This is a genomic window from Acinetobacter sp. ABJ_C1_1 (assembly GCF_044684115.1).
GTDB lineage: Bacteria > Pseudomonadota > Gammaproteobacteria > Pseudomonadales > Moraxellaceae > Acinetobacter > Acinetobacter nosocomialis_A.
The window spans coordinates 830090-854669 of sequence record NZ_JBITPU010000001.1; the positions used below are offsets into that span (position 1 = coordinate 830090).

At 38.4% G+C, this 24580-nt stretch carries 23 protein-coding genes and 3 tRNA genes; 14 read left to right on the top strand and 12 right to left on the bottom strand.

Annotated features, from left to right (window positions below):
* The first annotated feature begins 243 nt into the window (after positions 1-243).
* Together ACG59Z_RS04005 and ACG59Z_RS04010 are read left to right on the top strand one after the other, a co-directional pair.
* Entirely contained in the window at positions 244-1575 is a 1332-nt protein-coding gene (locus ACG59Z_RS04005; protein WP_263614444.1) for an MFS transporter, read from the top strand.
* Positions 1576-1692: 117 nt separating this feature from the next.
* A complete protein-coding gene (locus tag ACG59Z_RS04010) occupies positions 1693-2115 on the top strand; it encodes a hypothetical protein (protein ID WP_343569027.1) in 423 nt (140 codons plus the stop codon).
* Between the two features lie 21 nt (positions 2116-2136).
* Here ACG59Z_RS04010 and ACG59Z_RS04015 read toward each other — a convergent pair whose 3' ends face one another.
* Positions 2137-2805: a methyltransferase gene (locus ACG59Z_RS04015; RefSeq protein ID WP_212283121.1), complete on the bottom strand. Its 669-nt coding sequence runs from the start codon at positions 2803-2805 to the stop codon at positions 2137-2139.
* A 238-nt stretch (positions 2806-3043) separates the two neighbouring features.
* Positions 3044-3892 carry a bifunctional methylenetetrahydrofolate dehydrogenase/methenyltetrahydrofolate cyclohydrolase FolD gene (gene folD, locus ACG59Z_RS04020; RefSeq protein ID WP_001229846.1) on the bottom strand — a complete coding sequence of 283 codons (849 nt, stop codon included), beginning with the start codon at positions 3890-3892 and terminating at the stop codon, positions 3044-3046.
* Positions 3893-4044: 152 nt separating this feature from the next.
* Here folD and ACG59Z_RS04025 point away from each other — a divergent pair.
* Both ACG59Z_RS04025 and ACG59Z_RS04030 read left to right on the top strand, forming a co-directional pair.
* A tRNA-Cys gene (locus tag ACG59Z_RS04025) sits at positions 4045-4118 on the top strand.
* Between the two features lie 11 nt (positions 4119-4129).
* Positions 4130-4215 (top strand) — tRNA-Leu (locus ACG59Z_RS04030).
* Positions 4216-4316: 101 nt separating this feature from the next.
* Here the strand turns inward: ACG59Z_RS04030 and ACG59Z_RS04035 are convergent.
* Positions 4317-6080 (bottom strand): alkaline phosphatase D family protein, encoded by a 1764-nt coding sequence (locus ACG59Z_RS04035; RefSeq protein WP_400197995.1) that lies wholly within the window; start codon positions 6078-6080, stop codon positions 4317-4319.
* Between the two features lie 196 nt (positions 6081-6276).
* Between ACG59Z_RS04035 and ACG59Z_RS04040 the strand changes: the two genes are divergently transcribed.
* Together ACG59Z_RS04040 and ACG59Z_RS04045 are read left to right on the top strand one after the other, a co-directional pair.
* A tRNA-Leu gene (locus ACG59Z_RS04040) sits at positions 6277-6362 on the top strand.
* A 157-nt stretch (positions 6363-6519) separates the two neighbouring features.
* Positions 6520-6780, top strand: a complete 261-nt coding sequence (locus ACG59Z_RS04045; RefSeq protein ID WP_400197996.1) for a hypothetical protein — start codon at positions 6520-6522, stop codon at positions 6778-6780.
* Here ACG59Z_RS04045 and ACG59Z_RS04050 read toward each other — a convergent pair whose 3' ends face one another.
* The 4 genes from ACG59Z_RS04050 to rlmE all read right to left on the bottom strand — a co-directional run bounded on the left by ACG59Z_RS04050 (position 6781) and on the right by rlmE (position 10898).
* Positions 6781-7095, bottom strand: coding sequence for a DUF5713 family protein (locus tag ACG59Z_RS04050; protein ID WP_004699637.1), 315 nt, complete (start codon positions 7093-7095; stop codon positions 6781-6783).
* Between the two features lie 134 nt (positions 7096-7229).
* On the bottom strand, positions 7230-8081 hold the full coding sequence (gene folP / locus ACG59Z_RS04055) for a dihydropteroate synthase (protein WP_400197997.1): 852 nt from the start codon (positions 8079-8081) through the stop codon (positions 7230-7232).
* Between the two features lie 136 nt (positions 8082-8217).
* A complete protein-coding gene (gene ftsH / locus ACG59Z_RS04060; RefSeq protein WP_263614916.1) occupies positions 8218-10113 on the bottom strand; it encodes an ATP-dependent zinc metalloprotease FtsH in 1896 nt (631 codons plus the stop codon).
* Positions 10114-10247: 134 nt separating this feature from the next.
* Positions 10248-10898 carry a 23S rRNA (uridine(2552)-2'-O)-methyltransferase RlmE gene (gene rlmE / locus ACG59Z_RS04065; protein WP_000235573.1) on the bottom strand — a complete coding sequence of 217 codons (651 nt, stop codon included), beginning with the start codon at positions 10896-10898 and terminating at the stop codon, positions 10248-10250.
* 199 nt (positions 10899-11097) lie between these two features.
* Here rlmE and yhbY point away from each other — a divergent pair, with 199 nt between their 5' ends.
* Together yhbY and ACG59Z_RS04075 are read left to right on the top strand one after the other, a co-directional pair.
* Entirely contained in the window at positions 11098-11421 is a 324-nt protein-coding gene (gene yhbY, locus ACG59Z_RS04070) for a ribosome assembly RNA-binding protein YhbY (protein ID WP_000729551.1), read from the top strand.
* A gap of 14 nt (positions 11422-11435) precedes the next feature.
* The gene (locus ACG59Z_RS04075; protein WP_002048508.1) at positions 11436-11972 is read left to right on the top strand and encodes a DOMON-like domain-containing protein; all 537 of its coding nucleotides are present in this window, start codon (positions 11436-11438) and stop codon (positions 11970-11972) included.
* 58 nt (positions 11973-12030) lie between these two features.
* On the opposite strand, the gene ACG59Z_RS04080 is transcribed toward ACG59Z_RS04075, so the two are convergent.
* Positions 12031-12618, bottom strand: a complete 588-nt coding sequence (locus ACG59Z_RS04080) for a hypothetical protein (protein ID WP_400197998.1) — start codon at positions 12616-12618, stop codon at positions 12031-12033.
* Positions 12619-12931: 313 nt separating this feature from the next.
* On the opposite strand from ACG59Z_RS04080, the gene carA reads away from it, so the two are divergent.
* The 5 genes from carA to ACG59Z_RS04105 all read left to right on the top strand — a co-directional run bounded on the left by carA (position 12932) and on the right by ACG59Z_RS04105 (position 19151).
* Entirely contained in the window at positions 12932-14071 is a 1140-nt protein-coding gene (carA, locus tag ACG59Z_RS04085; RefSeq protein WP_191010362.1) for a glutamine-hydrolyzing carbamoyl-phosphate synthase small subunit, read from the top strand.
* 14 nt (positions 14072-14085) lie between these two features.
* Entirely contained in the window at positions 14086-17316 is a 3231-nt protein-coding gene (gene carB / locus ACG59Z_RS04090; protein ID WP_400197999.1) for a carbamoyl-phosphate synthase large subunit, read from the top strand.
* Positions 17317-17403: 87 nt separating this feature from the next.
* Complete coding sequence (gene greA / locus ACG59Z_RS04095) at positions 17404-17880, top strand: transcription elongation factor GreA (RefSeq protein WP_191010364.1); 477 nt, start codon at positions 17404-17406, stop codon at positions 17878-17880.
* Between the two features lie 78 nt (positions 17881-17958).
* The gene (locus tag ACG59Z_RS04100; protein ID WP_400198000.1) at positions 17959-18591 is read left to right on the top strand and encodes a CatB-related O-acetyltransferase; all 633 of its coding nucleotides are present in this window, start codon (positions 17959-17961) and stop codon (positions 18589-18591) included.
* A 122-nt stretch (positions 18592-18713) separates the two neighbouring features.
* The gene (locus ACG59Z_RS04105) at positions 18714-19151 is read left to right on the top strand and encodes a universal stress protein (RefSeq protein WP_400198001.1); all 438 of its coding nucleotides are present in this window, start codon (positions 18714-18716) and stop codon (positions 19149-19151) included.
* A gap of 38 nt (positions 19152-19189) precedes the next feature.
* Here the strand turns inward: ACG59Z_RS04105 and ACG59Z_RS04110 are convergent, their stop codons facing one another.
* The gene (locus ACG59Z_RS04110) at positions 19190-19936 is read right to left on the bottom strand and encodes a hypothetical protein (protein ID WP_400198002.1); all 747 of its coding nucleotides are present in this window, start codon (positions 19934-19936) and stop codon (positions 19190-19192) included.
* 24 nt (positions 19937-19960) lie between these two features.
* A complete protein-coding gene (locus ACG59Z_RS04115; RefSeq protein WP_077164276.1) occupies positions 19961-20290 on the bottom strand; it encodes an MGMT family protein in 330 nt (109 codons plus the stop codon).
* 79 nt (positions 20291-20369) lie between these two features.
* Between ACG59Z_RS04115 and ACG59Z_RS04120 the strand changes: the two genes are divergently transcribed.
* Positions 20370-21086 carry a metalloprotease gene (locus ACG59Z_RS04120; protein ID WP_400198003.1) on the top strand — a complete coding sequence of 239 codons (717 nt, stop codon included), beginning with the start codon at positions 20370-20372 and terminating at the stop codon, positions 21084-21086.
* Here ACG59Z_RS04120 and ACG59Z_RS04125 read toward each other — a convergent pair.
* A complete protein-coding gene (locus ACG59Z_RS04125; RefSeq protein ID WP_400198004.1) occupies positions 21083-22807 on the bottom strand; it encodes a CapA family protein in 1725 nt (574 codons plus the stop codon). The genes ACG59Z_RS04120 and ACG59Z_RS04125 overlap by 4 nt on opposite strands.
* A complete protein-coding gene (locus ACG59Z_RS04130) occupies positions 22804-24459 on the bottom strand; it encodes a poly alpha-glucosyltransferase (protein ID WP_400198005.1) in 1656 nt (551 codons plus the stop codon). The genes ACG59Z_RS04125 and ACG59Z_RS04130 overlap by 4 nt, the downstream gene beginning before the upstream one ends.
* Positions 24460-24580: the final 121 nt, after the last annotated feature.

The window sequence follows — 24580 nt, forward strand, 5'->3', positions numbered from 1 at the left end:
ACATTACTCATTCTTTATCAGTTTTTACTACTTGGAAAAAAATAATAGGCCAAAGATCCGAATAAGATCATCAAAATGAGCTGATTGGCTAATTTGAAATCACATAAATATTCAACTTATTCCCTTACTTAAATAATAAACATTGTTTTACAGACATAAAAAAAATAAAGTGAAATACTCCTCTAGATAATATGTAAAAACGGAATAAATCTTCTCTTTTTTAGCATTCAACCCAAGCGAAACATGGAGCGACTCATGGTTGATCAACCTTCTACCGCAACAACTCCACATTCTAATTTAGATACAAAAACTCGTCTAAAATCAATTTTGGGCGGTTCTGCCGGTAACCTTGTCGAATGGTACGACTGGTATGTGTATGCCGCATTTACGCTCTATTTTGCTCATGCCTTTTTCCCAAAAGGAAGTCAAACTGCTCAACTTCTTCAAGCAGCTGCAATTTTCGCAGTAGGTTTCCTTATGCGTCCCATCGGCGCATGGATTATGGGGATTTATTCAGACCGTAAAGGACGTAAGGCCGGTCTTACACTTTCCGTTACTTTAATGTGTGTTGGCTCTCTACTCATTGCAGTTACACCATCTTATGAAAGCATTGGTGTATTTGCCCCATTACTACTGGTTGTTGCACGTTTAATTCAAGGCTTAAGCGTAGGCGGTGAATATGGTGCAAGCGCCACTTATTTAAGTGAGATGGCAGAAAAAGACCGACGTGGTTTCTTCTCAAGCTTTCAATATGTCACTTTAATTGCCGGACAGCTCACTGCCTTGTGTGTACTTCTCATTTTACAAATGGTACTTACAGAGCAGCAATTACACGACTGGGGATGGCGTGTACCATTTTTCATCGGGGCTCTTTTAGCCATTGTAGTGTTCCGTATTCGCCGTGGTTTAATGGAAACCCAATCTTTTAAAAATGCACAAGCAGAAACAGACCAGCCAAAATCAGGCATGTTTGCGTTATTTAAACATTACCCAAAAGAAGCATTCACCGTATTATTTTTAACTGCTGGTGGTACTTTAGCTTTCTATACTTACACCACCTATTTACAGAAATATTTAGTGAATACTTCTGGTTTTACCAAGCCTGAAGCGACTCAAATTACCACTTTAGCCCTATTCATCTTTATGTGTTTACAGCCGCTGGCAGGTGCATTATCAGATCGAATTGGCCGTAAACCGCTTATGATTGCATTCGGGGTAACAGGTGTTTTATTCACCTACATTTTATTTGATGCACTTGCAAACACGCATAACTACTGGACAGCATTCTGGTTATGTTTAGGTGGACTGGTCATGGTAACCGGCTATACCTCAATTAACGCTGTTGTAAAAGCTGAACTTTTCCCTGCACATATTCGAGCTTTGGGTGTGGCTTTACCTTATGCAATTGCCAATACTTTATTTGGCGGTACAGCCGAGTTTTTCGCGTTAAGTTTCAAAGAAGCTGGTCATGAATCATGGTTCTTTATTTATGTCAGTATTATGATTTTCATTTCATTACTGATCTATATATTTATGAAAGACACCAAGCACCATTCAAAAATTAAAGAGCATTAATATTTTACAATTAGAGCCAATATCGTCATTCAATATTGGCTCTAAGCAAGCGAATTAAGCACCAACAACACTTCTATTTTATGAGATACTTCATATAAGAAAATAAGGACGATACTGATGAATAAAAGTATTTTATGTTTGGCATTAAGTAGTATGTTTATTTTAACTGCTTGCCAGACTACACCTCGCCAATATAATGGTTCAACTGGCTATCAGATTGAAAACCAAACTAAAACTTCAGCGACTTTAGCTTATACTTTAGCTGGTCGTAGTAACCAGCAACTTGATGAGCGTAAATTACAACGTGCTTGTCAGAATGTGTTAGGTGCTCAGAAAGTTTATAAATTATCAATTTTAAGTATCAACGAAATTCCAAACCCAGCTAAAGATGAGCAGTATGGAATTCAACTCGGTGAAACTCGTGCTTCTTTCGGTTTATCAAACACACCTAGTTTAAATAATGGTGAAGACTATGCGACTCGCCAAGCACTTGAAGCTCGCCCAAGCACATTAAAAGTGGTTCGTTATACTTGTTCATAACATAAAAAAGACGCTGTTCTTTTACAGCGTCTTATAAAAACTTACGTTTCTAAATTCTCTTGCTTCATCCAGATCTGGCCACGTAGTAGCACTTCTTTCTTCAATTTTTTCATATTTTGGATGACTAAAATTTTTAACTCGGCTATCTGCTACCCAAACTTCTGGTGCAAATTTTAAAAATTCGTCTAAGAAAAAGCGATTACATTGGTCATATAACACATCGGCAGCAAGTAAAACATCGACTTGTTCAGCCTTATATAAATCATCTAAATATTCGAGTTCTACATCATTAAGTAAAGCATTTTCACGGCAAGCATTTAAGCTAACCTGATCAATATCACAGCAGATTACGCGTTTTGCTCCTGCCATTTTTGCAGCAATTGCCACTACACCAGAACCAGCTCCGAAATCTAACACCACTTTATCTTTAACATGGTGCGGCTCTGCAAGTATCCACTGAGCCATCGCCAAGCCTGATGCCCAACAGAAAATCCAATACGGCGTGTCATTCCAGATACGGCGAATAACTTCGTCATCCAATCGATCAGTTGGAAAAACAGGTGGAATCAACCATAAAGAAATTGGAGTTTCTGGCAACTGTTGTGCCATTAATTCACAATGAGGAATGACTTCATGTAAGGCTTGAAGTAAATGTTCAGGGGCTTTGGACAGTTGAAAGGTGCAGCTCATAAATAAGCTCAACAATTTATAATTACTATTTGATCATCTGCATCGCGAGCAAGACTAAAACAGTAGCTTAAAGCATGATAGTGACTAGTTACTAAAAATACGTTAGTTCAATTCCACTGTATTAATTGCTGCAACGGTTTGGTCTTGTGTAGCTTCGCTACTCATCCCGAAAGAAAAGTAGCATACGAAGTCCTAACATTTGCATTAAATGCTAGGACGCCGCCGTGAATAAATTAAATTAACCTAAAGCTTTTTCAGCAGCTTCTACAGTTTGACGAATCAAAGTTGTGATTGTCATTGGACCAACACCACCCGGTACTGGTGTATAAGCAGAAGCAATTTCTTCAATACCTTGTAATTGAATATCGCCAACACCACCGCCATCACGTGGATGGAAACCAGCATCTACAACAACTGCACCTTGTTTAATCCAGTCTTTTTGAATAAGTTCAGCTTTACCTACAGCACCAACAATAATGTCAGCTTGTTTCACAAGCTCAGGTAAGTTTTGTGTACGTGAATGACAAATCGTTACCGTTGCGTTTGCTTGTAACAACATCATTGCCATTGGTTTACCTAAAATTGCTGAACGACCAACTACAACCGCGTGTTTGCCAGCAATTTCGATATTGTTTTCTTTAAGAATCGTCATAATGCCAGCAGGAGTTGCTGAACCATATGCAGCTTCACCCATTGCCATACGGCCAAAACCAAGGCAAGTTACGCCATCAACATCTTTTGCTAATGAGATCGCATCAAAACACGCACGCTCATCAATTTGTGCAGGAACTGGATGTTGTAAAAGAATACCGTGAACATCTGGATTGGCATTAAGCTTTTCAATTTCAGCTAATAATTGTTCTGTTGTCGTTTCTTGTGGTAATTCGATTTTTAATGAATCCATACCTACGCGGCGGCAGGCATTACCTTTCATACGTACATAAGTTGCAGATGCACCATCATCCCCAACTAAAATAGTCGCCAAAATCGGGGTACGACCTGTTTTCGCTTTTAAAGCTTCAACACGTACCAACAAATTTTCTTCAATTTGCTTTGCTAATGCACGACCGTCTAAAACCAATGCCACAGCACATCTCCAAGGTAGACATGAATTTAATGTGCTAATAATACATGATAATTTCGACAATTTTATTCTAGATGCTGTTTTTATGTGCATCTTCGCTCAAAACAGTATTGTTTTTTCTGTAAAGGTTGCTAATATGTGCATCACCAAATGTAGGCGGGGTGGCAGAGTGGTCATGCAGCGGACTGCAACTCCGTGGACGCCGGTTCGATTCCGACCTCCGCCTCCAAATTTGGTAAAGCCCGGGTGGTGAAATAGGTAGACACAGGGGATTTAAAATCCCCCGCCCTCAAAGCGTGCCGGTTCGAGTCCGGCCCCGGGCACCATCTTCAAGTACTGAATATGGTGTCATAAAGAATCCAGCGTAAGCTGGTTTTTTTATACCTAAAAAAAGGGCTACTATGTAACCCTCTATTCTTCTAAAATTTTAAGCCGTCTTTTGACCTTGTTTTAACGGCATCAAATTCAGATCCAATACAATATCATTTTGTCTACTTGAATCGATTTGATATTCAGCATTTTTAATAGAATCTAAAAATACCCATTCCGAGTGAACTTGTGCCTGATCCAAAGTAACCAGCAAGTATCCTCGTTGGTTTAAATTACAATAGGCCAATTCATCAATTAATGTAGTAAATGCAAATTCAAACTGCTGTAACTGTGCCAAAGGAATACTTAAATATTTTTCTAAGCCAGGAGATGATACAGAGCTCGTCGCAAGTTCAACTCCAACATATTTTCCTTTTTGACTATACAAATAAGATGCCCATGCATTATGCGTATCTCCTGCTAGTACAATCATCTTTTTATTCAACTCTGCCAATTTGTCATACACAAACTCTCTCTCAGCATAGTAACCATCCCAAGCATCAAGATTGTATGGTGCAACCGTCATAATCCTTGCTTTTTCTTGAACTGTTAATGTCGGATCATTTTTTTGTAAACGAAGTTTTAAAGTGACCAACTCAATAATTTGTGCGTTCATCTTAGCAAGTGCTTCAGATGAAGTTCCTCCTGAAGTAATTTGCCCTAACGATGCCAATAACTCAGCTGGAATCCACATTTTACTCATTAAGACTTGTTGCCCTACTACATTCCATGTTGCTGTAGATTGCTTTAATTTATCGACCAACCAATCTCTTTGCGTATACCCCATTAAAGTACGCGCAGGATTTGTTAAGTCTGCTTGAAATTTTGCAATATCCAAGCCCGAGGCTGTCATGTAGTCTTTATATTCAAGCTGCTTATCACGCGCGATAATACGCGTATCTAGCATGGTTAATTGAACAAGTGAGCCAAAGTTAAACTGGCGATAAATATTTAAATGATCCGTACTAGAAACCGGACGAATCGGCATCCATTCAAAATAAGCTTGCAGAGCTGCTAATTTACGATCTGAGAAAGACCCTTCGTTACTTTGATGGTTTTCTGCACCATCACGCCACGCATCGTTCGCTAACTCATGATCATCCCAAATTACAATGAAAGGATGGCGCTGATGGGCTGCCTGTAAATCTTTATCCTGACGATAAAGTGCATAGCGTTTGCGATAATCATCTAATTTAATAATTTCTTTATTATTGTCAGCAGGTAACGTACGACCTAGTTTTGCAGCATCTTCTGTCGCATAGCCATCTGAACCATATTCATAAATATAGTCACCCAAATGAATAATGACATCGACATTCTGCTTTGCCATTTCACGATAAACATAAAAGTAACCCGCTGGATAGTTCGAGCAAGAACATACTGCAAAGCTTACTTTATTGGTCGATGTTGGTAATGTTTTCGTCTGCCCCACTGGTGAGACCTTGCTACCAAACTTAAAACGATAGTAGTACACCGTATCTGCTTGCAAACCAGTTGCATCAACTTTCACTGTAAAATCATCAGTCTTGCTTGTTTCAACCATTCCCGTCTTTAAATTTTGTTTAAATTGATTATCGGTTGAAATTTCCCACACAACTTTTAAGCGCACTCCTAAGTCTGTAGGTGTTACACGTGTCCATAAGATGACTTTATCTTGCAAGGGGTCTCCACTTGCGACACCATGAAGAAAATCTGCTTGTATTTGCGGACTTTCATCATCGGAACCATCGTTGCAACCGCTAAAAGCAACAGGCATAGATAAAGCCCCAAAACCGAGTAGACTTTTTTGAATTAATTCTCGGCGTGAAATTTTCTCTGACATAAAATTCTCTAAGTTTTAAGCAATGAGTGCTTTAAACTTAAGTACATAAGATGAACAGCTGATCTCAGTTTGATGAACAAATCATGACAAAAATTGATTAATTTATATAAATACAAACAAGAACTGATTGAAAATAAAGCAAACTCTCTGATTTTCTCTTGCCAATCGCGCACTTGTCCTCTATTATTGCGCTCATGCCCGGGTGGTGAAATAGGTAGACACAGGGGATTTAAAATCCCCCGCCCTCAAAGCGTGCCGGTTCGAGTCCGGCCCCGGGCACCATTTTCAACTATTGAATTTGGTGCTACAAAGAATCCAGCGTAAGCTGGTTTTTTTATGCCTGTTAAAAATGACACTTATGATAAGAATACTAATATTTATAAACACATTACTCTTTATATCCATTGCAAATGCTGGAGATATTTTTAACGGCACAGTCTTGTTCAAAAATAATGATTGGCACTTTGTACGCTGCTCTATTACTCAAGATGACTATCTGATTGAAGCTTCTCAAGAGATATTTACTCAATTTAAAGAGTTACAGCAGCAACAAAAAAACTATTGGGTCAGCGTATTGGCAGAAGTAAATGAACAGCAGAATGGAAATTTAATTTTAAAAATTGAGAAAATAGACGAAGTTCATTTAGACGAGACATGTCATTTATTAGATGCGATCAAAAATTTTGAGAATCGAGAGTAATTACCACTCTCGATTCATAACCAGCTCTTCCATTTCAAGATCTAAAAATCCTGCATCCTGTACCACCATCATCATTGCCTCAGCAATATAATCAGCAGCACTATCATCAAGCGATGAATCCAGATCTTCAAACTGTGGTTTCATTTCATTAATTTCATTTACAGTCTGATGAGCATATCGATAAACATCTTGATCAGCTAAAGCAGGTTTTTGAACTTTCTTGGCAAATTGTTCAATGAGCTGCTTAAGTTCAGCGACCAAAATATCTGGATAATATTCATCATCAAACATCGGGAGAAGTAGGTCTTCGAACATACAAAAGATTACACAACAGCAAAAACTTGCCGCTTATAACATATTTTCGCAAAAATCACGAGATTTTTACCCGACTCACTCTTCCACTTTATTTAAATAGACAATGATCTAGTCTACTTTTCCAAGATGACATTTCAAGCTTGTTGCATAGCCTGCCAAACTAAAACAGCCTCATGCATCGCTTTCACATCATGTGCTCTTACAATCGACGCTCCTTGCTGAATACTCAACAAATGGCCAGTAACACTTCCTACAGCACGCTGATCAGCAGCAGCTCCTTTTAAAGCCTCCCCGATAAAGCGTTTACGAGAAAGACCAGATAAAATTGGATAGCCCAATTCATTAAGTTTCCAAAATTCTTTTAATAGTTTTAAATTTTGCTGAGCATTTTTTGCAAAACCAAATCCAGGGTCAACAATAATATTATGCTTTTTTACCCCGGCAGCCAAAGCCTCATCAATGCGTTGTTGCAGCTCTTGCATCACATCAAGTGTTACATCAGTGTACTGATCCAACTGATTCATTGTGGTTGGTTCACCACGCATATGCATAATCACTACAGGGATATCCAACTCTACAGCAGTTTCTAAAGCATTCGGACGTGTTAAGGCACGAACATCGTTCCAGATATGTGCCCCTGCTGCTTTTGCTGCACGAATAACTTCTGGCTGGCTCGTATCAATCGACAAAATAACATTATGATGAGATAAAGCTTTAACTACTGGCACCACACGGCGCATTTCTTCTTCTACTGCAACTTCTGAAGCACCAGGTCGGGTAGACTCCCCACCAATATCAATAATAGTCGCGCCTTGCTCAATCATATTAAGCGCGTAGCCAACCGCTTGGTCTAATTGGTTATGTTTACCACCATCACTAAAAGAGTCTGGGGTAACATTTAAAATGCCCATAACATGTGGCTGAGATAAATCTAATTGAAGCTGTCCACACTGTAAAATCTGCTTGGGTAAAGATATTAACTGCATAACAAGCTCCGGTTAAAAAACAGCGACTATTTTAGCAAGACTATACGTTACATGCTGTTGATTTCTTTTCAGCTTTACCCAGTTTTAATACAAATAAAAAAAAAGCCACATGACTGTGGCTTTTTCATTATTGAACTTAATTCATCGCTGGTAATGGCGGTGGAGTAGATGGACCATCTTTCGGTGGTTCAAATGCCGATACCGGATTTTCAGCAATATAAACTTTAGGTGGTTGAGGCTCGCGTCCTTCCATGATGTCACGGATTTGCTCACGATCAATGGTTTCCCATTCCATCAACGCTTTAACCATAGCATGTGCGATATCTTTATTATTTTCCAAGATATCACGAGCAACTTTATACTGTTCATCTAAAATACGGCGTACTTCCTGATCAACCTGTTGTTGAGTTGCTTCAGAAATTGTACGGCTACCTACGTTACCGAAGAATCCATTTTGATTTTCATCTTCGTAAACCATAACACCCATTTTGTCAGACATACCGTACTTCGTTACCATCGCACGAGCCATTTTCGTAGCACGCTCAAAGTCATTTGAAGCACCAGTCGATTGCTGCTGAATAAAGACTTCTTCAGCAATACGGCCACCAAACAAAATTGCAATTTCATTTAACATTTTGTCTTTATAGTGGCTAATCTGATCTTGCTCAGGTAGCTGCCAAGTTACACCTAAAGCCCAACCACGCGGCATAATTGTTACCTTATGCACAGGGTCAGTACCCGGTAAAATCTCAGCAACAATTGCGTGCCCAGCTTCATGGTAAGCAGTTGCACGGCGTTCTTCTTCGCGTAAAACCATTGATTTACGTTCTGGACCCATATAGATCTTATCTTTTGCATCTTCAAAGTCATGCATATCGACAGTGTTCTTATTACGGCGAGCAGCAAACAAAGCAGCTTCATTTACAAGGTTCGCCAACTGAGCACCAGAGAAACCAGGTGTACCACGAGATAAAACTTTAACATCTACGCCAGTGACTGAAGGTAACTTTTTCAAATGTACATTCAGGATTTGTTCACGACCACGGATATCAGGTAAACCAACCATAACTTGACGGTCAAAACGGCCTGGACGTAATAACGCTTTATCTAATACGTCAACACGGTTTGTTGCAGCAATAACGATTACGCCTTCATTACCTTCAAAACCATCCATCTCTACGAGCATTTGGTTTAAGGTTTGCTCACGTTCATCGTGTCCACCACCCGTACCCGAACCACGGTGACGACCTACTGCATCAATCTCATCAATAAAGATGATACATGGTGCATGACGTTTTGCTTGTTCAAACATGTCACGGACACGGGACGCACCCACACCCACGAACATCTCAACAAAGTCAGAACCAGAAATGCTGAAGAATGGAACTTTTGCTTCACCAGCAATTGCTTTAGCTAATAACGTTTTACCAGTACCTGGAGGACCAACCATAAGTACGCCACGTGGAATCGTAGCGCCCAAGCGTTTGAATTTTGCAGGATCTTTTAAGAAATCTACAATTTCCACAACTTCTTGTTTCGCTTCATCACAACCGGCAACGTCAGCAAAAGTCACTTTGATTTGGTCTTCAGAAAGCATTTTCGCTTTCGATTTACCAAAACTCATCGGACCATTTTTACCGCCTGCACCACCACCCATGTTACGCATAAAGAACATGAATAACAGAATGATTAACAGTACAGGGAAACTAGCAATGAGAAGTTGCATCAAAATGCCTTGACGTTGTGGTGCTGTGCCCTCTACAACAACATTTTGCTTGTTTAAGCTTGGCATAAGTTCAGTGTCTTCAACTTGCGGACGAACAGTTTCAAACTGAGATCCGTTAGTTTTTTCACCACTAATATTTAAACCGTCAATCGTGACTTGCTTAATTTGGCCAGCATTCACCGCTGCAACAAAATCTGAATATTTCATTGCAGTAGGCTTATTGCGGTCACTGATATTACTGAAAATTAAAATCAGAACACCCAGTATTATTAGCCACAATACGGCATTCTTGAAGTAATCGCTCAAAGCTTTATTCCCATATCGATCTAATTTGATCATGCCCAATCTTGGCCGATCGTCTTAAAAACAGCAATTGTCTTGCTTGCGGATAACCTAAAAGATACAAAATGCACAATTTTTAGGAGCTTGGCAAGTAAACTTTATTGCAATGCTTTCTTACGCCCTTGTCCAACCAAAAAAACTTCTTTAGATCGTGCCCGAGAAGCTGCTGGTTTTGCTGTTTTTAACACATCAAAACTATCAACTACTTGTTTACGAAACTCATCAAATCCTGCGCCTTGGAACACTTTAACAACAAACTGTCCATTTGGACCCAAGACTTTCTGAGCAAAGTCTAAAGCAAGTTCACACAAGTAAATCTGTCTAGGTTGATCAACAGCCCTATTACCTGATGTATTGGGGGCCATATCAGAAATTACAATGTCTACTTGTCTTCCGTTTAAAATATTTAACAATTTTTCAAATACAGCTTCTTCTCTGAAGTCGCCTTGTAAGAAAGTGACATCCGGCAAAGCATCCATAGGCAAAATATCGGAAGCAATAACTAAACCCTTGCTACCAACAAGTTTCCCAGCAATTTGCGACCAACTCCCAGGAGCTGCTCCCAAATCAACCACTGTCATGCCTGGCTTGATCAACTTATATTTTTCTTGAATTTCAAGAAGTTTATATGCTGCTCGTGCACGATATCCTTCCTTTTGTGCTTTTTTTACAAAAGGATCGTCTAGATGTTCCCTCATCCACGCACGACTACTTTTAGACAATTTTTGGTTTGTGATGCGTGTTGCCATAACTCACTAAATATCAAAAAAACTTCTGATTGTTCATTGTACGTGAAAATTACTCTCATTACAGTACGGATGTAACCTAATCTCAATAACTTTTACAGTTTTTTTCCAATAATGTTGATCGATTATTTATACAGTTTTTCGTACATTTGATTTTAAGTTTTTTGCTATACTAAGTCGTTTTTAAAATCAGGTATTTTTAATGGCCGCTTTATCTATTCATGAACGTAAACGTTTACGTCAAATTGGTCACGTGCTTAATCCGGTTGTCATGATTGGTGGACAAGGCTTAACAGATGCTGTAATCGAAGAAACTCTTCGTGCTTTAAATGATCATGAACTCATCAAAGTAAAAATTGCTGGTGAAGACCGTGAAGCTCGTGCAGCTGTAATTGATGCAATTGTAGAAGCGACTGGCGCTGAAGCTGTGCAGAAAATCGGCAAAATCGTTTTACTCTACAAAAAAGCAGCTAAGCAAAACCAACACTTATCTAACCTCGTTCGTCACGCTCACTTAGCAAACTAACTTATTGACTACTTATGGCAAGTTACGAACTTTCAGCTTTTGATCGTTTTCATGCTGTTTCTGTTGTTGGCGCAATTGAACAGCAAGCCCCGCATACATTAAATGTGGGTTTTTGGATTCGTGATCCAAACCAACTTATTATCTGGCCCCAAGAAGTCGCGGCTCATCCTCGTCAAGATTTTTTGTGGGAAGAGACTTGTTTTGAAATTTTTATCGGCGTGCATGATGAAGATTTCTACCGGGAAATTAACCTTTCCCCTTCTCAAGCATGGCAGACCTACCAGTTTGAAGAATATCGATATCCAGAAAGCATGCCTCCCCTCGTTGCTTACGATATCGAACTAAATCATCTCAAGCGTACTCATTATGGTTTAAATGTAAGTCTTGATTTAGGCCAGTTTATGCAACAGCACCGTTTGAAATGGGCAAACCTTTATTTAGGTTTAACTGCTGTTTTAAAAACAAAAGATGGTATGCAGTACTATGCAATGCAGCATAGTGGAAAAAATGCTGATTTTCACAATAAACGTGATTGGCTGCATCAGTTTTAAAAAATAAAAAAGCGAGAAATTAATTCTCGCTTTTTTATTGAATTTTAATCTTAAATCTTTAGTGATCTCTTGCTTTGTTCCAAGCCTCAACCGCATTATTTTTAGTGCGCTTTAAGCTCTCACTTAAAGAGTCTTTATGTTTTAAAGAAATCTGGCTAATGTCACCCTTAAGTTCTTTAGTCACTTTCGTTAAATCTTCAATTAACGCATTAATTTCAGCTTTCAATGTATTTTTCAGTTCATTCAGTCCTTCTTGAGAAGTATTGAACTGAGCTTTAATCACATCAAGACGTTGTAAAATATCTTGTTTAATCTGAGCAAACTGGTTTTGAATATTCTGATTCAATTCTTGAGTTTCAGCCTCAATTTTTTCTTCAGTCTCGCTAATTACAGCTTTGACGTGTTCTTGAGTTTCTGCAATAGCTTCTTTAACTTGCGAAGTTGCTTCATGAGCGACTTCTTTCACCTGTTCTGTTTTTTGAGCTACAACTTCTTTTACCTGTGTTGCTTTAGTACTCACTGCTTTTTTAGCTCGAGTTGTTGTTTTCGCTACAGCTTCTTTTGCTTCAGTTACTTCGGTCTTAACCGTCTCTGCTACAGACGAAGCATTCTCAGCTATATCTTTTGAAACTTGATTATTGCTCATGCTATTTCCTCATATTGTTTATTTTTTAGCTAGCATTACAATAAGTGGAATTGACTTATTTCAGCCACTAGATTGTTAGACAATTTGCTAAAAGTATCAATTTCAGACAAGCGGATGAATTTTTTTGCAAAAAGCAAGCAAGGAATTATATTTTTTAATAGAAAATAAATAGACTTTTTAGGGTTCCATGCGTATAATGCGCTGTTAAGTTACAAGCGGGCAGACCGATAGGGAGGGGCATGTTTTTTTAGAACATCGCCTATCTTTTTTAGGTCTACTCGCTTTTTTACAGCCGAAATTCAGGAGCTTTGGTTTGAGCACCCCCGCCATTTTAGCCCTCGCAGATGGAACGATCTTTAAAGGAACGTCAATCGGCGCAACGGGAAGTACGACTGGAGAAGTCGTTTTTAACACAGCCATGACAGGCTATCAAGAAATTTTGACTGACCCAAGTTATGCACAACAAATTGTGACATTAACTTACCCTCATATTGGTAACACTGGTTGCAACGAAGAAGACGTTGAATCTGGTCGTATCCATAAAGTATGGGCGAATGGTTTAATTATTCGTGACCTTCCACTACTACACAGTAACTTCCGTTCTGAGCAGTCGTTAGGTGAATATTTGCAGGCGCACAATGTGGTTGCAATTGCAGATATTGATACACGTAAACTCACTCGTATCTTACGTGACAAAGGTGCACAAAATGGTTGCATCCTTGCTGGCGAAAATATTACTGAAGAAGAAGCGATTGCTAAAGCTCGCGCTTTTGGTGGTTTAAATGGTTTAGACCTTGCCAAAGAGTGCTGTGATCCTACAGGTTTTGAATGGTCTGAAGGTTCATGGGTATTAGGTAAGGGCTTTACTCAACCTGAGTTAAAATACCATGTGGTTGCATACGATTATGGTGTCAAAACCAACATCTTGCGTATGCTTGCAGACCGCGGTTGCAAACTTACAGTTGTTCCTGCTGAAACTCCGGCTGAAAAAGTATTAGCACTTAATCCAGATGGCGTATTCCTTTCAAACGGTCCTGGTGACCCAGCGGCTTGTGACTACGCAATCGAAGCTGTAAAAACTATTGTTGAAACCACAACATTACCTGTATTTGGTATCTGTTTAGGACACCAAATCTTGGCACTCGCTTCTGGTGCAAAAACTGTAAAAATGAATCATGGTCACCACGGTGCAAACCATCCTGTACAAAATCTTGAAAACGGTACAGTGATGATCACCTCTCAAAACCATGGTTTTGCTGTAGATGCAGAGACATTACCGGCTAACTTAAAAGCAACGCATAAATCATTGTTCGATGGCACCTTACAAGGTATCCACCGTACTGACAAACCAGCTTTCAGCTTCCAAGGTCACCCTGAAGCAAGTCCTGGTCCACATGATTGTGCACCTTTGTTCGATCACTTCATCGAACTTATCGAAGCATCTAAACAGTAATTACGGAGCGAATAATGCCTAAACGTACGGATATTAAAAGCATCTTAATTATTGGTGCTGGCCCGATTGTGATTGGACAGGCATGTGAGTTTGACTACTCAGGTGCTCAAGCATGTAAAGCACTTCGTGAAGAAGGCTACCGTGTTATTTTGGTTAACTCTAACCCAGCGACCATTATGACTGACCCTTCAATGGCGGATGCAACTTACATTGAGCCAATTACTTGGCAAACTGTTGCTCAAATCATTGAAAAAGAGCGTCCAGATGCAGTCCTTCCAACTATGGGTGGACAAACTGCATTGAACTGCGCACTTGCTCTTGATGAAAACGGCGTATTAGCGAAATACAACGTAGAACTTATTGGTGCAACGAAAGAAGCGATTGAAAAAGCTGAAGACCGTAAACTCTTCGACATCGCTATGCGCAAAATCGGTTTGGAATGTCCAAAAGCTGCTATTGCTGAAACCATGGAAGAAGCATTGGAAATCCAATCTCGCTTTGGTTTCCCAGTAATTATCCGTCCATCATTTACAATGGGTGGTTCAGGCGGCGGTATTGCATATAACCGTGAAGAATTCCTTGAAATTTGTGAACGCGGTTTCGACCTCTCTCCTACTCACCAATTATTGATTGATGAATCTTTAATTGGCTGGAAAGAATACGAAATGGAAGTTGTTCGTGACAAAAACGACAACTGTATTATCGTATGTGCGATCGAAAACTTTGACCCAATGGGTGTTCACACAGGTGACTCAATCACTGTAGCACCAGCTCAAACATTGACTGACAAAGAATATCAATTGATGCGTAATGCTTCAGTTGCGGTTCTTCGTGAAATTGGTGTTGAGACAGGTGGTTCTAACGTTCAGTTCGGTATTAACCCGAAAGACGGCCGTATGGTTGTGATCGAGATGAACCCTCGTGTATCTCGTTCGTCTGCTCTTGCTTCTAAAGCAACTGGTTTCCCAATTGCAAAAATTGCTGCGAAACTAGCTGTTGGTTATACCCTTGATGAATTGAAAAATGACATCACTGGCGGCGTAACTCCTGCGAGCTTTGAACCATCAATCGACTACGTCGTAACGAAGATTCCTCGTTTTAACTTCGAGAAATTCCCACAAGCAGAACCAGTTCTTACCACTCAGATGAAATCTGTTGGTGAAGTCATGGCAATTGGCCGTAACTTCCAAGAATCTGTACAAAAAGCATTACGTGGTCTTGAAGTTGGCGTAAGCGGTTTCGATGAAAAAATCGAAGCTGGTGCAACAAATGTAAAAGAAACCATTTTAAAAGAGCTTAAAGTTCCGGGACCTGAGCGTATTTGGTACGTAGCAGATGCATTCCGTCATGGCTTCTCTTTAGATGACGTATTTGAAGCAACTAAGATTGACCGTTGGTTCTTGATCCAAATTCAAGATATCGTTAAGACAGAAGCTCAAGTAAAAACTTTAGGTTTTGGTGATCTAACTGCTGAAAATATCCGTTCGTTCAAACGTAAAGGTTTATCTGACCTTCGTATTGCGCACCTCATGGGTATTTCACAAAAGCAATTCCGTAAACAACGTTGGAACTTGGGTGTTTATCCAGTTTACAAACGTGTTGATACATGTGCTGCAGAGTTTGAATCTGGTACAGCATATATGTATTCAACTTACGATGAAGAGTGCGAAGCAAATCCATCAAACCGTGACAAGATCATGGTAATTGGTGGTGGTCCAAACCGTATTGGTCAAGGTATCGAATTTGACTACTGCTGTGTACACGCTGCTTTAGCAATGCGTGAAGACGGTTATGAAACAATCATGGTGAACTGTAACCCTGAAACTGTTTCTACCGACTATGACACATCTGACCGTTTATACTTCGAACCTGTAACACTTGAAGATGTTCTTGAAATCGTACGTACTGAGAAGCCAAAAGGCGTAATCGTACAATACGGTGGTCAGACTCCACTTAAGTTAGCACGTGCTTTAGAAGAAGCTGGTACTCCTATTATCGGTACTTCTCCAGATGCAATTGACCGCGCAGAAGACCGTGAACGTTTCCAACAAATGATTCAACGTTTACAACTTCGCCAACCAAACAACAGCATTGTAAAATCTGCTGAAGAAGGTATCTCTGAAGCTGCGAAAGTTGGTTATCCGTTAGTTGTTCGCCCATCTTATGTATTAGGTGGTCGCGCAATGGAGATCGTGTATAACGAAGATGAACTTAAACGTTACCTTCGCGAAGCGGTACAGGCTTCTAATGAAGCGCCTGTTCTTCTTGACCACTTCCTTGATGATGCAACTGAAGTTGACGTTGACTGCGTATCTGACGGTAAAGATGTCGTAATCGGCGGTATCATGCAGCACATCGAACAAGCTGGTATTCACTCTGGTGACTCAGCATGTTCTATTCCTCCTTACTCTCTTTCTAAAGAAGTTCAGGATGAAATGCGTCGTCAAACAGTTGCTATGGCGAAAGAACTTGGTGTAGTTGGTTTAATGAACGTTCAGTTCGCAGTTAAAGGCGACGATATTTACGTTCTTGAAGTAAACCCACGTGCATCACGTACTGTTCCGTTCGTATCAAAATGTATTGGTGATTCTTTAGCAAAAGTAGCTGCTCGTTGTATGGCAGGTCAATCACTTGAATCTCAAGGCTTTACTAAAGAAATCATTCCAACTCACTTTGCTGTGAAGGAAGCTGTTTTCCCATTTGCTAAGTTCCAAGGCGTAGACCCAATGCTTGGGCCTGAGATGAAATCTACAGGTGAAGTAATGGGCGTTGGTAAGACATTTGGCGAAGCGTTCTATAAAGCCGTTTTAGGTTCGAATGATCGTTTACCAGGCCTACCAACTGAAGGCGAAGAAAAGATTGCTTTCTTATCTGTTCGTGAATCTGATAAGAAATATATTGCTGATATCGCTAAAAAGTTCGTGGCATATGGTTTCAAACTGGTAGCAACAGGTGGAACGTATAAAGTACTTAAAGAAGCTGGTTTGGAATGTGAACCTGTAAATAAAGTAACTGAAGGACGTCCACATATTGTTGACCGCTTGAAAAATGGTGAAATACACCTTATTGTCAACACTACTGAAGGCAAACAAGCTCAATATGATTCTGCAATGATCCGTCGTGCTGCCCTACAAGGCAAAGTGTATTACACAACGACTATCAATGGTGCAGAAGCGGTTTGCCAAGCCTTTGCTGTGAAATTGCCAATGGATGTATACCGCTTGCAAGATTTAACTGTAGGTTAATTTTTTTCCGATAAGTCCCGCCACCTTATCGGTGGCGGGATTTTTTCATTTTTTTAACTGTGTTTTCTCAACTTAAGAGGGACCGAAATGCAACGTTATCCAATGACCCCTGAAGGTAAAAGTGCCTTAGAGAAAGAATTACAACATCTGAAATCTGTTGAACGTCCACGTATTACTCAAGCGATTGCTGAGGCACGTGAACATGGGGACTTAAAAGAAAACGCAGAATATCATGCTGCTCGTGAACAGCAAGGTTTCTGTGAAGGCCGTATCCAAGATATCGAAGGAAAATTGGGTGCTGCACAAGTCATCGATGTTAAAGACTTAGAACAAAACGGTCGTGTTGTATTCGGTGTTACGGTAACGATTGAAAACCTTGATACTGAAGAACGCAAGACTTATAAAATTGTTGGTGATGATGAGGCTGATTTTAAAATTAATAAAATCTCAGTGAACTCACCAATCGCTCGCGGTCTTTTGGGTAAAAATGAAGGTGATGAAGTAAAAATCACCACTCCTCAAGGCGAAGTTGAGTATGAAGTTGTAAGCGTAGAATATCTCTAAGATACTGCTCTTGAACCCCTCTTCCTGAGGGGTTTTTATTTAATATGGTTTAGCTCATTTTTGTTTGGATAATAGATTATGGACACGCCTCTGATTAACACACCAGTCCGTCATTGGTGCGAATTTGAGTTTATTTCCAAAACTGTAAAAAATCCGAATATCCATATTAAAGGTAATTATTCTTACTACTCAGCCTATTGGGATCAAGGTTTTGAACGTTGTGTCGTGCGCTATTTACACGACAAAGCTGCGACACCAGACAAACCTATCGATCAGCTTTATATTGGTAATTTTGTGTGTTTTGGGGCTGAGTGCGTGATTATGATGGGTGGTAATCAGCTTCATAGACCAGACTGGATTTCGACTTTCCCTTTTGATACCCGCAGTTTTTTAGCAGCTGGTGACACCATCATTGCAGATGGTTGTTGGATTGGAAGCCGTGCAATGATTATGCAAGGTGTAAAAATCGGTGAAGGTGCTGTAATTGCAACTGGAGCCGTCGTAACAAAAGACATTCCACCCTACGCAATTGTTGGTGGTGTACCAGCAACAATTATTAAATACCGTTTTCCTCCCGAGCAAATAGAAAAACTACTCGCTTTAAAGCTTTATGATTTAGATGAAAAACAAGTTTTAAAAATGCGGGAATATTTGCAAACTGATGATATTGATGCTTTAACAGCACATGTTGAAAATTTAAGAGACAAATAAAATATATTCTCAAGTTTTTCTTGTTTAAAAATCACAAATGATTACGTGCTCGAATTTAAATCGTAAGAAAAGAAGTATAAAGTATTGAATAAATAAGCATCATTACAATAAGGAACAATCTCATGTTATATCAACATATTCTTGTACCAATTGACGGTTCTGAAACTTCTATGGTCGCTATGAAAGAAGCGATCAAACTTGGCAAAGCATTAAATAGTAAAATTACTATCGTACAGGTCATGGCACTTGATCCAATTATTGCAGATCTTTATGTGAAGACTGGTCAAACCAATGAACTAATTGAGCGGACTAGAACATACTTACTCGATATTTTAGAGCAAGCCAAACAACAATTTTTACAAGAAGGCCTTACTGTAGAAACCAAATTACTTGAAGGTTTCGTTGTTCACGAAGAAATTATGCAAGCTGCACAAGAACTTAATGCTGACCTGATTGTAATGGGCTCTCATGGCCGTACAGGCGTGCGAAAACTTGTTTTAGGAAGTGTCGCACAAAAAGTTTTAGGTGAAAGCCATATTCCAGTTTTAATTGTTCGCTAAAAAATTGCCTGTCTGGCTCAATTCAGCCAGATAGGCACCTATTTTTTAAAAGGAATAATGTCTTCTCCTGATTGCTCAACCGTTATTGTTTTTTTACTTTTAAAAGCATCCCAAGAATAATGTTTATAATTTAACTGCCATAAATAGTAAGATTGGCCGATATCTTTAAACCTAATATTTAATGTCATCCATGTTTCATCATGGCAATGCGGTGACTTCTTATACTCTTGTTCTGAAAAGCATGCCCGAATCATTTCATTCGAAGAAAAAGCAATATCTTTTAATGCAACCTGATACTGCCCTTTAGGCTTAAGCTCAACAAAATCAGCATTTTCCTCAAAACGCCCTCCTCCAGAATAACCAGTAAACCATGTGTTTAGCACTGCTATGGCATATTCACTTTTATTAAGCGGATATAGTGCTGGAAAGATTTTGAGTCCATTAGGGCCTAAATCATCAGAATGTGGCTCTTTATTACTATGTTCATAATTTTTAAAATTCCACTGATTTATTACTGTGTATTGGTTATTTAGCTTTTTAACTTGAGCAATTTGCGGAGTCTCATCTATTAAATAATAAGACTGATCTTGTGTATTTTTGGCTTTCCATAGCTTAGCGTCATCGCTACATTTCTGACTCAACTGCTGACAGATCGAATGTATATCTTGTGATGAAGCTTTCACATTGATAAAAGGTTGAGCTGAAATAGTCTGCTCTGCAAAACTCGATTGCACTATTAAACTGAGTAGTAATATGGCTACACTCCGCCATTTATAATTCTGCATTTGTATTTGTTCTCTTTAATCATTTTAAGGTTGCCAAGCAAACTGCTTTAAGTTCACTTTACCATTCAGCAAATAGACTCCTTCAGCTTCAAGCTTTAACTGCTGAACATTTTCACCTTTTTCATTAAATTTACTTAGGCTAATTTTACCTTGTGAGTTAATAACACGGTACCAAGGAACTTGATGATCTGCTTCAAGATGTTTAAGAACATAACCCACTAATCTGGCGTGTTTAGGTAACCCAGCCATACGTGCTATTTGTCCGTAAGTTGCTACTTTTCCATATGGAATTAGAGCGATGACTTCTAAAATTTGTCGATGTAGTTCATACTGAGTTGTCAAAATGGAATCCATAAAAATTGACATCGTTCATATCATATAAAAATTTACTTTAAATCTCTTTAAAAGAATATGCAGAGACAATGCGATGAATATGAAAAAAACCTTGATGATGATTACAGGGACACTTCTATGTGTTTCTTGTACGACCCGTCCTCCTCTACAAACGCCTGATTTATCAGAGGAGCCTGCCAATAATAGACCTGTAGTTCCAGTCACTTTCGTTTTTACTACAGACAATCCTTCTGCTGCACGCTTCGATAATCTGACACAAATGCGAAAAGAAGTTCGCATCTTAAATAAATACTATTTAGATGACCAAGGAAATAAAATCTTTAATTTCAAATTAAACCGTTATATTTCTTACCAAGATTTTTCAAAAATGCACTGCGAACTTGGTAATGAAATAAACCAAGCTCGTCCTATTTCTATAGGCTCTATCCCTGCAAGTGCCAATGCCTGCTTCCCTAAGCGCACAGCACGTAAAGAAGTTATCATCTTTATATACGATGCATATTCAAAAAACTTAGAGTTTGATGATGTTACCAGTCGAACATTCCGTAATAACGGAAAACCCTTTATTTTATTAGACTGGAATCGTTTAAATTATAATATTCAAGCAGGTAGTATTCACGAGATGGGTCATGCTTTCGGCTTAAAACATGTATGTGCACCTAATGCTACTAAAACTACTCCGACCAATATTATGGCCAGTGCTGAATGTAAATTAGGCAGTGGTGGCTTAAGAAACTTAGGCTTTACTCAAGCACAGCTTCAAACCATTTTATCTAGTTATAAACAATATACTTAAAATTTAATTTCAATATACGCCCCCAAGCTATCTTTGGTAGTAAGGTAATCCTCATGGGCCAGTAAAGATGTCATATAAGTACTGGCCTTTGAGAAATTCTCAGTATCTACAGGATACGGTTGCCAAAAAGTTTTTAAGTTATTCGTATAAATTGGATAAAGTCGAAGCAAGTCATTTGCTAGATCTAGTCTCACTATACAGCCAAATGGCAAAGCATTTTGCTGTTCATACTCTCCATCACTATTAAACACAGCATTGCCTATACCCAACACAACTGGCTTTTGGTTGATGATCTGAATGGGTTGAATAGTATGAGCACCATGACCAATGATCAGGTCAGCCCCTGCCTGTGTAAGAATAGCGGCAAGTTTAATTTGCTCTTTTGTAGGAGGTTTAAAGTCGATTCCCCAATGGCAAATAACAATAATTTTATGCTTAGGATGAGCCTGCTTATAACGTACTATTTGCTCAAGTAAAACACCATTTAAGCAAGCTACTCCGCTTCGTGGTCCTAATGCATAGAAATCGTAGTCTAGATAAGCGGTGTCTCTATGCCAGTAACCATTAAAAATCGCATAGTGCTTATTTTCAAAAGATATTTCAAAGTAATTGTGGGCATCTTTTTGATTTAGTCCAGCACCTATATATGAAACATTCGCCTGATCCAATTGTTGTAATGTATAGGCCAACCCTTCATCGCCATAATCCTTCAGATGATTGTTTGCCAACACCAAATAGTTAAGATGAACGTTATTAAACTCTTCTAATGTCTTTTTAGCATCGGCTTTTAGAATGAATGGCTTTTTATCTTTTAATGGTGATTGGTTTTCTAGAGAAAAGACTGCTTCAAAGTTAGCTATGTTTATGTCATTTTTACCTAAAAATGGCTGTATTTTTTCAAATGAATAGTGATATCCATACTGCTGTAAAGCATCTGTTTGTCCTCTAGACTTACGCTTTTCAGTGTACATTTCACCGAAATATGTATCTCCAAGAATATTGATGATCCCAGTCTGTGAAGTACAACTCTTCGCGTTTACATACTCTTCTTGGAAATAGTGATAATAAGGAACCAAATGCTCAAGACGGTGAATGACATCTAAAAAAGAGAAAAAGCCAATGCTCTGGTTATCTTCAAGATAAGTAATATAAATTTGTCTAACTGTATGTGAGATATATAAAACCGAAGTTAACACAGGATGAGCAAGCAAAGGCGTAATGGGTTGATATACTTTATTTTTAAAAGAAAGGTTTTTAATAAAGAAAAGATTTTTTAGCTCGGCTGGATAGCTATAAATGTGCTGTACTAATAGAAAGAGTTTTTTTAATTGATTAGATGGATTTAAAGTTAAATGATAGTTTCCTGCTCTTTGAGACAAGGTCAATTGTGCTTGCTCAACTGAATCAAAAAGCATATTGCTTAAAGCATGTTTGACATCATTTGCCTGAGTAAAAATTAAGAATTGCAAGAGCTCGACAAATGTATACGTTTCATTTTTTTCTAAACCTAAATTTTGCTCACCAATTTGCTTAAGCTTTTGCTCAGATACAACATAGGTCTTATCTGCTTTGATATTTTTTTGATGAAACTGCTCTAATGCATAATCAATGAGCAATAAAGTTGAAATGTCTCCATCAATTTCAAACTCCCAAACTGCATCATCAAAGTTCGTATTATCAAGAGCTGCCAATAACTTAATTTCAAACAGAGGATCAGTCATATCTCCTCTCCTTCGAAATCTTTTACATAGGCTATATAGCCCGATAAGTTATGTTCTTGGTCATCTATTCTTACTCTAAAGCGATCATGTCGTACATAAAATGCATGCAATATTTTATCTGGACGCGCCATGTACATCGCTATTTCTGGATAGAAAAAGCCTGTAGTTTGAAACTCAGCCCGAAATGTAATGAGTTTTTTTAACTCGTGCATATAGGCTTGTTCAAAAAGTTTTTGATGGCCTTGCTCTTTTAAACGGTTTACCATTTTATAAGCGGCCATGAGCATTTCTAACAAAGTCGCATATGTTGTTTTTCTATTTCGAATAAAAATAAAATGTTTTAAATAATTATTTAAACCAAAAATAAAATATTTTTCTTCCGGGCATATTTTTGTAAGCTCATTGGTACAGTAACTTAACCAATGATCATGATATTTTTCATATCTTTTATAAATAAAATTTTCAAACATTAATTTAACGGTATCTAATAATCTTTTATCCTGATTTATTTGATACAACCTAAGTAAAGCTAATGCTGCTTCTCCATCGTAATAAATAATTCTAAACTTTTCTTTTAAATCATAGCCTGGATAATTTAATACATGAGTAGTTAATCCATCTGAATCAACTAATTTTAAAATACCATTTGCAAGTTTCTCTGCATATTTTAAATAATCTGTTTTTTGAGTAATTTCCTGATATTTCGTTAACATTAAAATAGCTGCTGCGTTTGCACCTAATTTAATTTCAAACTCCCCTTCTTTTCCATCGATCATAAAAGCAGTTGTAGAGTCTTTTTCTTTATAAAAATGAGTAAGTGCATATTGGATGGCACTCACGATTTTAGGCCAATATTCAGGTTTATTTTGTACTTCGAAAGTTTCTAATAGTGCATAAAGTGATGTGCAATGACGTACAGTATTGTAGTTGCGGATATCTCGATCAAAGGCAGGAAAATAGCCATAAATGAATTTGCCCTTTTCTTGAATTTGGCTGTGCAAAAACGCGGCATTTTTCTCGATGAGCTCTCTAAAATGCTGCTTCTTGTTGGCCGTAATACCTCTAATACCATTTGCATCATAACGGCTTGCTAAATTAATAAACTGTCCATTTTCATAAAAAGTTGCATAGGTATCGAAAGTCCAAACGTCTTGCAGCTCTTGTAGTCTAATTTGTGGTTTAGTAGCGTTATATTTTTGCTTAATTGCATAGTTCAGATTGGTTTCATCAAAAAAGTTAGGTTTGTCATAACTTAAGCCCCGGATAATTGCTTTGCCATATATCTCTTGCTCAAGAAAAACTACCGAACATGCTTCATCAAATGCAATTCCTCTACGATAGTGGTTATTGTGGAATTGATGATGAACAAGTTGTTCTATTTGCCCCCAACTTTGTTTTTCTAGGTTGTACGCAACATCAATTTTTATATAGTCTGGAAGTTGATCTGGAGAAAACTGTTTATCAATAAAATCGAGTAATTGTATAGTTGCTTGTGAAAAAGCTGTTTTTTCGGTATGCCAGACACTACATCTTTGATCTTTAGGACCAAATGACATAAACAAAATTGTTTCTTCTGGAAGGTCTGAAACATGCTGAACGAAATGTTCCAACCAAAACTTAAGTTGTCTTTTAAAGTCTAGAAATACCGACACTCGAATTAAGTCCCTATTCGTTATTTGTTGTTCTATAAAATTTTCAATACATCATAGCATGAAGTCTTTAAAAGCTAAGTTAACGTATTGTTTAAACATAAAAAAAGAGAACCCTAGGGTT

Excerpts from the sequence above, each read along its gene's own strand:
- ACG59Z_RS04005 (WP_263614444.1), top strand. The coding sequence starts at position 244 with ATGGAGCGACTCATGGTTGATCAACCTTCTACCGCAACAACTCCACAT.
- ACG59Z_RS04010 (WP_343569027.1), top strand. The coding sequence starts at position 1,693 with ATGAATAAAAGTATTTTATGTTTGGCATTAAGTAGTATGTTTATTTTA.
- ACG59Z_RS04015 (WP_212283121.1), bottom strand. The coding sequence starts at position 2,805 with ATGAGCTGCACCTTTCAACTGTCCAAAGCCCCTGAACATTTACTTCAA.
- ACG59Z_RS04035 (WP_400197995.1), bottom strand. The coding sequence starts at position 6,080 with ATGTCAGAGAAAATTTCACGCCGAGAATTAATTCAAAAAAGTCTACTC.
- ACG59Z_RS04050 (WP_004699637.1), bottom strand. The coding sequence starts at position 7,095 with ATGTTCGAAGACCTACTTCTCCCGATGTTTGATGATGAATATTATCCA.
- folP (WP_400197997.1), bottom strand. The coding sequence starts at position 8,081 with ATGCAGTTAATATCTTTACCCAAGCAGATTTTACAGTGTGGACAGCTT.
- rlmE (WP_000235573.1), bottom strand. The coding sequence starts at position 10,898 with ATGGCAACACGCATCACAAACCAAAAATTGTCTAAAAGTAGTCGTGCG.
- yhbY (WP_000729551.1), top strand. The coding sequence starts at position 11,098 with ATGGCCGCTTTATCTATTCATGAACGTAAACGTTTACGTCAAATTGGT.
- ACG59Z_RS04075 (WP_002048508.1), top strand. The coding sequence starts at position 11,436 with ATGGCAAGTTACGAACTTTCAGCTTTTGATCGTTTTCATGCTGTTTCT.
- ACG59Z_RS04080 (WP_400197998.1), bottom strand. The coding sequence starts at position 12,618 with ATGAGCAATAATCAAGTTTCAAAAGATATAGCTGAGAATGCTTCGTCT.
- carB (WP_400197999.1), top strand. The coding sequence starts at position 14,086 with ATGCCTAAACGTACGGATATTAAAAGCATCTTAATTATTGGTGCTGGC.
- greA (WP_191010364.1), top strand. The coding sequence starts at position 17,404 with ATGCAACGTTATCCAATGACCCCTGAAGGTAAAAGTGCCTTAGAGAAA.
- ACG59Z_RS04100 (WP_400198000.1), top strand. The coding sequence starts at position 17,959 with ATGGACACGCCTCTGATTAACACACCAGTCCGTCATTGGTGCGAATTT.
- ACG59Z_RS04105 (WP_400198001.1), top strand. The coding sequence starts at position 18,714 with ATGTTATATCAACATATTCTTGTACCAATTGACGGTTCTGAAACTTCT.
- ACG59Z_RS04110 (WP_400198002.1), bottom strand. The coding sequence starts at position 19,936 with ATGCAGAATTATAAATGGCGGAGTGTAGCCATATTACTACTCAGTTTA.
- ACG59Z_RS04115 (WP_077164276.1), bottom strand. The coding sequence starts at position 20,290 with ATGGATTCCATTTTGACAACTCAGTATGAACTACATCGACAAATTTTA.
- ACG59Z_RS04120 (WP_400198003.1), top strand. The coding sequence starts at position 20,370 with ATGAAAAAAACCTTGATGATGATTACAGGGACACTTCTATGTGTTTCT.
- ACG59Z_RS04125 (WP_400198004.1), bottom strand. The coding sequence starts at position 22,807 with ATGACTGATCCTCTGTTTGAAATTAAGTTATTGGCAGCTCTTGATAAT.